Source organism: Arthrobacter sp. 05L45_2, from assembly GCF_056397525.1.
The window spans coordinates 1-7048 of the sequence record NZ_JBFTNO010000167.1; the positions used below are offsets into that span (position 1 = coordinate 1).

Consider the following 7048-nt stretch of genomic DNA (forward strand, 5'->3'; position numbering starts at 1 on the left):
GCCCGATCCCATGGCGATGCCGAGGTCCGCCTGGGCCAGCGCGGCAGCGTCATTCACGCCGTCCCCTGCCATCGCCACGGTGGCGCCGCCGGCCTGCAGCGTGCGCACGGCGTCCACCTTGCCCTGCGGTGAAACCCCCGCAAACACGTCCTCCGGCGCAATCCCGACCGCGGCGGCCACCTGGCCGGCCACGGCGGCGTTGTCCCCGGTCAGCAGGACAGGCCGCAGTCCCAGTTCGCGAAGCCGGGCGATGGCTGTCGCCGATCCCGGCTTGAGGGTGTCCCGCAGGCTGATAATTCCGGCAGGCGCGCCGTCCACGGCCACCCAGATGGCGGTCGCCCCGGTCTGTTCGGCGGCGGCCAGGGCCTCCTGCTGGGCTGCGGAAATGGTGGCGCCGTTTTCCCGCAGCCAGCCGGCGCGGCCCGCGGTGATGCGCCGCCCCTCCACGGTGCCGCTGACGCCGCCGCCGGGAGCTGAATGGAAACCGGCGACGGCGGGCAGCCGCGCGTCGTCGTCGTCCGCCTGAGCCGCGGTGAGCGCCGCCGCGGCGATGGCTCGCGCGATCGGATGCTCGGACGCGGCCTCCACCGCGCCGCCGAGCCGCAGGACGTCCGTCCCGCTGAACGGGGCGAGGGGGGTGACGCCGGAAACTGCCAGGTGCCCCGAGGTGACGGTGCCGGTCTTGTCCAGCAGGATAGTGTCCACGGTGCGGGTGTCCTCGAGGACCTGCGGGCCCTTGATCAGGATGCCCAGCTGGGCGCCCCGGCCTGTCCCGGTGAGCAGCCCCACCGGTGTGGCCAGGCCGAGGGCGCAGGGGCAGGYGATGACCAGGACGGCGACGGCGGCCGTAAAGGCGGCGCGCAGTTCGGTGCCGCTGATGTTGGGGCCGGCCGCGAGCAGCCATGCCCCGAACGTGACGACGGCCAGGGCGAGAACCACGGGAACGAATACGGCGCTGATGCGGTCTGCGAGACGCGCGATAGGGGCCTTGCCGGACTGTGCCTGGGACACCAGCCGGCCCATGTGGGCGAGGGTGGTGTCGGCGCCGACGCGCGTCGCACGGACAAGGATCCGGCCCGCAGTATTGATGGTGGCGCCGGTGACAGGACTGTCCGGGCCGACCTCGACGGGAACGGATTCCCCGGTCACCAGCGAGGCGTCGACCGCTGAGGAGCCTTCGACGACCACACCGTCGGCGGCAATTTTCTCGCCCGGGCGGACCACAATGATGTCGCCGGTCCGGAGCCGGTCCGCGGGGACCTGGAACTCCATACCGTCCGCGAGGACGGTGGCTTCCTTGGCGCCGAGGTCCAGCAGGGCCCTGAGTGCGTCGCCGGCCTTCTGCTTGGCGTTGGCCTCCAGGTAGCGGCCGAGCAGCAGGAAGGTGGTGACAACGGACGCGACTTCAAAGTACAGCCCGGCAGAGCCCGTGCCCTCCATGCCGGGGTGCTCGGTCAGGAGCGGATCGGCGATGAGTTGCCACGCCGAGAAGAGGTACGCGGCCGCCACTCCGATCGAGACCAGGGTGTCCATGGTGGACGCGAGGTGCCGGGCATTGATTGCGGCGGCGCGGTGGAACGGCCATGCCGCCCAGGTGACCACAGGCAGGGCCAGCAGGCCGGCGACCCAGCCCCAGTGCGGGAACTGGGCGGCCGGGATCATGGAGAAGGCGAAGACCGGGACGGTGAGGACCGCCGCGGCAACAAGCCGGGGTTTGAGGGCCGCGGCGTGGCCCGGGGCGAGCTCCCCGCCGGTGGCGGCGGGTTTCTGTGGCGGCCGGACAGTTGCCTTGTAGCCGGCGGCGTTGACGGTTGCGGTGATCTGGTCATCCGAGATGGCGTCCGGCACGGTGACCCGGGCGGATTCCAGCGGCAGGTTGACCACGGCCTGGACGCCGTCGAGCTTGCCGAGCTTCCGTTCGACGCGCCCGACGCAGGAGGCGCAGGTCATGCCCTCGATGTCGAGTTCGATCACCCTGGATCCGGGCACGTCCAGTAGTTCGGCGTTGCTCACGGTGGTCCCTTTCGGTCCGGCAGCCTCAGGCCTCGTTTGCGACCACCAGGTACCCGGCCTCGGCGACGGCCTCGCCGATTTCGGCGGCGGACAGGGCTTTGTCGGAGGTGATGGTGACTGTGGAGATGCCGCCGGCGTTGAGGGCGACGTCGACGCTTTCGACGCCGGCCAGCGCCTCGAGTTCCTCGGAGACCGAAGAGACGCAGTGCCCGCAGGTCATGCCGGATACCTCGACGATGGTGGAAACGGTGCTCATGGGGTCCTCCTCTGTGCGGGACTGGACGGGGTGCGCCAGTCCGATGGTGTGGTGGGTGGTGGTGCCGCTACCGCAGCAGGCGCCCGATGGCATCGGTGGCCTCCTTGACTTTGAGGTCAATGGCCTCGGCCCGCAACCCGGGATCCGGCTCTGCCGCCGCCCCCACGACGCAGTGGCCGATGTGCTCTTCGACGAGCCCCAGGCTGACCGCGTGCAGGGCCTTCGTGACGGCAGCGACCTGGGTGAGGACGTCGATGCAGTACTTGTCCTCATCGACCATCCGGGCGATGCCGCGGACCTGCCCCTCGATCCTCTTCAGCCGTTTCAGGTACGCGTCCTTGTTGGCCGTATACCCGTGCTGGTGCGGGACGGCACCCTGTTCCGGCTCGGTGATGGTGGGGTCGGGCGTGCTCATGCCACCAACATATACCCCCTAGGGGTATCAGGCAACCGTCTGCCGGGACGGAGCGCCGGCCGGAAAGTCCCCGGAAATTAAAGAGCTCCGGAGTGCGTTATTGGGGGATACGCACTCCGGAGCAGCTTATGGGGTAGGGGTTTCCCGCCTACGGATACAACCTTACTCGGCAGTAGAGACGATGCGCCAGCACCTCGAATAACTACTTTCGCTTTACTTTCTCCGGGGCCTTCACGGGCCCCCGTGGCGGTGGCCGGGCGCGGCGTCCCGCACCGGAACGATCAGGACCGGGCGCTCCTGGTGGTGGCTGAGCCACGCCGCCACCGAGCCGTTGAGGGCCGCGGTGAGCCGGTGTCCCAGGCCAGGCGCCGGCGTGCCCACAACGATCATTACGGCGCCTGCGTCGGCGGCCAGCCGGCCAAGGGCCCTGGCCGGATCCCCGGCAAGGGTCCGCAGGCTCCAATCCACACCGCGGCCCTCGCACACGTCGGCCACAACAGCGCGCAGCCGCTCCGTGGTGGCGAGGATTTCCGCGCTGTCGGCGCCCGGATGGAGGGAAAGGCGGTGGGCGGAGCGGGCCGGATCCCACTCGACGAGGTAGCTGGCCTCGTCCACGAAGGCGCAAACCAGCGGGGCGGCAAGGCGCGTGGCCAGGGTCGCGGCGGTTTCGAGCACCTCCGGAGGCTGGCCGGGGAGGACGCCGACCACCAGCGGAGCGGTGCCCGTTGGCTCGGCGGGCATGCCCCATTGTGGCTCGCGCCCTCCGGCCCGGGCTAGGGCCTTCCTGCCCGGTCGGGTCCCGCCCTCGAACGCCCGGGACCAGTGGCCCTTGCCCGGCCCAGGCGCCGGCTTTACCGTCGGGAAACAGGGGCACGGCAACGGAGAGGTGGCGGCGGTGGACATCTATATGTGGTGGCTGGACCTGGATCTTTCCAGCAAGGAGTGGCTGCGGGAGAACCTGCGCGCCGATGAACTCCCGCTGCAGGTTCTGCAGGGCATCGCGGAGGCCGGCGGCCCGCATCCGGACCGGCCCACCGGGGTGCTCAGTGCCGCGGACTGGGACTTCGTGGAGATCCAGTCCGAATTCGTCGATTGAATCCCCGCAAACCATTGCGGCCGCGGGACCCCGGTGGTTGCATGTAGGGCATGGCAACCGCAGAAAGTTATGTCCTGGCGATCGGCACCAAAAAAGGCCTCTGGCTGGCTACCAGCCCGGACCGCCGCACCTGGTCGCTGACCGGTCCGCATTTCCTCATGAGCGAGGTCCCCAGCATCGCCATCGACACACGCGAAGGCCGGACCCGCATCCTGGTGGGCGTCCGCTCGGAACACTGGGGACCCACTGTCTTCCACTCCGATGACCTCGGCGAAACGTGGACGGAGCCCGAGAACGGGGCCATCCAGTTCCCCCAGGGTACTGACGCGGCGCTCGAGCGCGTCTGGCAGCTGTACCCGGACGCGGAATCCCGGCCCGGCGTCGTCTGGGCCGGCTGCGAGCCTATTTCGGTCTGGAAATCGACCGACGGCGGCGAGCACTTTGAACTGAACCGTGGGCTGTGGGACCACCCGCATCGCAGCGAGTGGGGGGCCGGCTACGGCGGCGCCGCGGCCCACTCCATTGTTGTGAACCCCGACGGCGAAAAGGTGCACATCGCGATGAGTACCGGCGGGGTATACCGCTCACTCGACGGCGGCACGTCCTGGGAGGCGCGGAACAAGGGGATCTCTGCCCGCTTCAACCCCGACCCCTACCCTGAATTCGGCCAGTGTGTGCATAAGATCGCCGCCGACGCCTCCGTGGAAGGCCGCCTGTACGCGCAAAACCACCACGGCGTCTACAGGACTGACGACAACGCCGAGACATGGGAGTCGATCGCCGACGGGCTGCCGGCGGACTTCGGTTTCGTGATGCTGACGCACCCGCGGCGCGCGGGGACCGCATGGGTGATCCCACTGAAGGCCGACGGCGAAAGGATCCCGCCGGAGGGCAAACTTGCCGTGCACCGGACCGACGACGCCGGCGCCACCTGGAAGCGGCTGGACGCGGGCCTGCCGGAGTCCGAATACAACGTTGTTCTCCGTGATGCTGCCTGCGTCGACGGGGGAGAGCCCGCCGGGGTCTACTTCGGAACCCGCGGGGGTAGCGTCTACGCCAGTCATGACGAAGGCGAACACTTCACTGAGGTGGCCTCCCACCTGCCGGACGTACTCTGCGTCCGGGCCGCCGCCGTCGTCGGGGCACCCCTCGCCGGAGCCCAGCGGTCCGACGCCGCCTTTTCCGCCTAGGCGTTCCGTGGAGATTAGCGTCTTGTTGCCCAGCGTCCTCCAGCCGCTGGCCGGCGGGCAGTCCATCCTGACTGCACCCGCGGACAGTGCCGTGACGGTTCGGTGGCTGCTGGATTCGGTGGCGGGAGAGTTTCCCGCGTTGGCCAGGCGCCTGCGGGACGAAACCGGATCCGTACGCCGTTACGTGAATATATACGTCAACGGGAATGAAATCCGGCGGCTGCAGGGCCTGGCAACGGAAGTGGCGCCGGGCCAGGAGGTCCTGATCATCCAGTCCGTCGCCGGCGGTTAAGGCTCAGGCGACCCGCCAGAGGCTGCACTCATCCGTGTTGACCGCTTTGCGGGTGCCCGACTGCCGGTCCAGGATCCACACGACGCCGATCCCCGGTGCCGTCTCCTGGACGCGGCCGCGGCGGATCACGACGTCGTCGTAGTTCGGGCCGATCCGCAGCCGGGCTTCGATCTCATCGCCGCGATGCAGCTGGTCGAGGGCACGGATCCGGGTTATCTGGGCTTTGGCTTCCTTCAACATGGGGGCCTCCTGGACTGGAGCTGGCGCCTGCTCTTGCCGGCACTTCCAGTGTCCGGCGCTAATGTTGCCGCCGCGTTTCGGCCCGGTAAGGACCCGGTTAGTTTTCCGTGCCAAGGGATCGACGCCGGCGCCGGGCCACGCCAGAATGGGGCCTATGCAACTGCCCCTGATGCCCCCTGTCGCGCCGATGCTGGCGAAAGCCGTCCGCGACCTGCCCGAGGGGCCCATGAGCTTCGAGCCCAAATGGGACGGCTTCCGCTCCATCATCTTCCGCGACGGCGACGAGGTGGAGATCGGCAGCCGCAACGGAAAACCCCTGACCAGATACTTCCCGGAGCTGGTCGAGGCCCTGAAAATAAACCTGCCGCAGCGCTGTGTGCTCGACGGCGAGATCATCCTCGTGGGACGGGGCGGGGACCGGCTGGACTTCGATGCACTCCAGCAGCGGATCCACCCGGCGGCGAGCCGTGTCCGGCTCCTGGCCGGAGAAACGCCCGCCAGTTTCGTCGCGTTCGACCTGCTGGCCCTTGACGCCGAGGACCTTACCGCCCGGCCCTTCGAGGAGCGCCGGTCGACCCTGGAGCAGGTTCTGGCGGGCAGTGCTGCGCCTGTGCACCTGACCGCCGCGACCAGGGACCGGGACACTGCGGCGCAGTGGTTCCGGCAGTTCGAGGGCGCCGGCCTGGACGGAATCGTGGCCAAGGCCCTGGGCTCCAGCTACCAGCCGGACAAACGCACCATGTTCAAGGTCAAACACGAACGCACCGCTGACTGTGTGCTCGCCGGCTACCGGGTGCACACCTCCGGCCCGGACCGGATCGGCTCCCTGCTCTTAGGGCTGTACGACGACGACGGGAGCCTCGCCAACGTGGGCGTGGTGGGCGCGTTCCCCATGCAGCGCCGGCAGGAGCTGTTCGAGGAGCTCCAGCCGCTGGTCACCGATCTTGCCGGCCATCCCTGGGCGCCGGCCCAGCAGGAGGAGGGCGTCCGGACGCCGCGCAACGCCGAGGCAAGCCGCTGGAGTGCGGGCAAGAGCCTGGATTTCACGCCGCTGCGGCCGGAGCGGGTGGTGGAGGTGAAGTACGACCACATGGAGGGGCCCCGGTTCCGGCACACCACGCAGTTTGTCCGCTGGCGGCCGGACCGGGAGCCGGAGTCCTGTACCTACGCGCAGCTCGAAGAGCCGGTCAACTATGACCTCGCGGCTGTGCTGGGGGCGGGACGCGGCTAGCCGCGGCGTGACTGGGCGAAGAGCTGCCGCAGGGTGAAAAAGCAGCCCAGCGCGCTGAACAGCAACGCCATGAGGAACTCGCCCTTGTAGCCCTCGACGAGGTCGGCGTTGTTCGCCAGATTGTCGCCCAACAGCTCCCAGGCCCCGGGCTCGAACAGCAGTTCAACCGGTGACCCGCCAATGTAGTCGGCCAGGTCCAGCCAGATGCTGCCCAGGAACGACGCGAGCACGGTCACCGCGGTCACAGCCACCACCGCCCACGCACCGCGCCTGGTGATGGTGCCGCCCCGGCCCGCAGTACTGCCGGCGATGTAC

10 protein-coding genes are annotated in these 7048 nt (G+C 69.2%); 4 read left to right on the forward strand and 6 right to left on the reverse strand.

The window, feature by feature from the left end:
* The 4 genes from AC1DHD_RS12405 to AC1DHD_RS12420 all read right to left on the reverse strand — a co-directional run.
* Nucleotides 1-2013, reverse strand: a 2013-nt coding sequence (locus AC1DHD_RS12405; RefSeq protein ID WP_476880006.1) for a heavy metal translocating P-type ATPase, incomplete at its 3' end; no start/stop codon positions are given.
* Between the two features lie 25 nt (nucleotides 2014-2038).
* Nucleotides 2039-2269, reverse strand: a complete 231-nt coding sequence (locus tag AC1DHD_RS12410; RefSeq protein ID WP_476880007.1) for a heavy-metal-associated domain-containing protein — start codon at nucleotides 2267-2269, stop codon at nucleotides 2039-2041.
* A gap of 67 nt (nucleotides 2270-2336) precedes the next feature.
* Nucleotides 2337-2684 (reverse strand): metal-sensitive transcriptional regulator, encoded by a 348-nt coding sequence (locus AC1DHD_RS12415; protein ID WP_476880008.1) that lies wholly within the window; start codon nucleotides 2682-2684, stop codon nucleotides 2337-2339.
* 231 nt (nucleotides 2685-2915) lie between these two features.
* A complete protein-coding gene (locus AC1DHD_RS12420) occupies nucleotides 2916-3425 on the reverse strand; it encodes a universal stress protein (protein ID WP_476880009.1) in 510 nt (169 codons plus the stop codon).
* 154 nt (nucleotides 3426-3579) lie between these two features.
* Between AC1DHD_RS12420 and AC1DHD_RS12425 the strand changes: the two genes are divergently transcribed.
* The 3 genes from AC1DHD_RS12425 to AC1DHD_RS12435 are packed head-to-tail and all read left to right on the forward strand — an operon-like array spanning nucleotide 3580 to nucleotide 5262.
* Nucleotides 3580-3780, forward strand: coding sequence for a hypothetical protein (locus AC1DHD_RS12425; protein WP_476880010.1), 201 nt, complete (start codon nucleotides 3580-3582; stop codon nucleotides 3778-3780).
* Between the two features lie 50 nt (nucleotides 3781-3830).
* Nucleotides 3831-4970, forward strand: a complete 1140-nt coding sequence (locus AC1DHD_RS12430) for a WD40/YVTN/BNR-like repeat-containing protein (RefSeq protein ID WP_476880011.1) — start codon at nucleotides 3831-3833, stop codon at nucleotides 4968-4970.
* Between the two features lie 7 nt (nucleotides 4971-4977).
* On the forward strand, nucleotides 4978-5262 hold the full coding sequence (locus AC1DHD_RS12435; RefSeq protein WP_476880012.1) for a MoaD/ThiS family protein: 285 nt from the start codon (nucleotides 4978-4980) through the stop codon (nucleotides 5260-5262).
* Between the two features lie 3 nt (nucleotides 5263-5265).
* Here AC1DHD_RS12435 and AC1DHD_RS12440 read toward each other — a convergent pair whose 3' ends face one another.
* Nucleotides 5266-5502 carry a hypothetical protein gene (locus tag AC1DHD_RS12440; protein ID WP_476880013.1) on the reverse strand — a complete coding sequence of 79 codons (237 nt, stop codon included), beginning with the start codon at nucleotides 5500-5502 and terminating at the stop codon, nucleotides 5266-5268.
* A gap of 154 nt (nucleotides 5503-5656) precedes the next feature.
* Between AC1DHD_RS12440 and AC1DHD_RS12445 the strand changes: the two genes are divergently transcribed.
* The gene (locus tag AC1DHD_RS12445; RefSeq protein WP_476880014.1) at nucleotides 5657-6733 is read left to right on the forward strand and encodes an ATP-dependent DNA ligase; all 1077 of its coding nucleotides are present in this window, start codon (nucleotides 5657-5659) and stop codon (nucleotides 6731-6733) included.
* Here AC1DHD_RS12445 and AC1DHD_RS12450 read toward each other — a convergent pair.
* On the reverse strand, nucleotides 6730-7048 hold a 319-nt coding region (locus AC1DHD_RS12450; RefSeq protein WP_476880015.1), incomplete at its 5' end, for a hypothetical protein. The two genes, AC1DHD_RS12445 and AC1DHD_RS12450, sit on opposite strands and share 4 nt — an antisense overlap.